Source organism: Bartonella sp. AC10YNML (genome assembly GCF_042196825.1).
In the GTDB taxonomy this organism is placed as follows: domain Bacteria; phylum Pseudomonadota; class Alphaproteobacteria; order Rhizobiales; family Rhizobiaceae; genus Bartonella.
In genome coordinates, this window is the sequence record NZ_JBHIRA010000066.1 from 1 (window position 1) to 839 (window position 839).

Annotated in this window: 1 pseudogene; it reads right to left on the reverse strand. The window is 37.9% G+C overall.

What is annotated here, in order from left to right:
- Positions 1–839, reverse strand: a pseudogene (locus tag ACFINA_RS09650) (hypothetical protein); the annotation flags it as partial.

Genomic DNA, 839 nt, shown 5'->3' on the forward strand with positions numbered 1-839 from the left:
GAACCATTTACTGCATCGGTTGAATCTTCAGTAATATCTCCATTGGCAAGAAATTTAATTTTGCTATTGGCTTTTCCCTCTCCATGCTGTGCCACAAATGCCTGCTCATCATTACTCCACAATAGAGAATCTTTAGAAACACCCTCTATTTTCTGAGTAAATTCATTGGCTACATGTGTTAAGCGGCTATTCACATTGTTGATATTGTCATCAAGCCCTATCAAAGCGTCACCAACATTATTATGGTCTTTAGATACTGCTACGCCATCTTCAGAAATGCGCGACAAATGATAGAGCGGACCGAATAAAATACCGTCGCTAAATTCTGCATTCCCACCCAAAATGTTTGCTACATCTCGAGATATTTTTTCAATCTGCCTACCATTGATCGCATCATGCGAATCTTCAGCAATTTTTCCATCTTTAACATTATGGAGGGAAACTGGTGCTGTAGTCTTATCACCACCCAAAGTTATGCTATTATAATTAACGGTATCGTTTTCTTTATCATAAAGAACTGCAGCAGCACTTGTAAGATTAATATCATTAGAAATCTTCTCTATACTTTTATCAAGCTGAGCTTTGTTAACAGCTTCATTACCATTCACAGCTGTCTTTACGCCAGAAATTATCCTATCGTTGCCTGCATTATTTGCAACATTAATTTCTGTACCCCCCGTTGTCACACCAACGGTAATAGTACCTGCATCTCCTTCCTGCTTAACAAGGCTGTTTTTTGTCGCATTCGTAATCTGATTTTGGATATTCGTGATAGAAGTATCAACAGCATTAAAAGCAGAACCAACATCATTATGAGAATTACCCTGAATTGTGTAAGT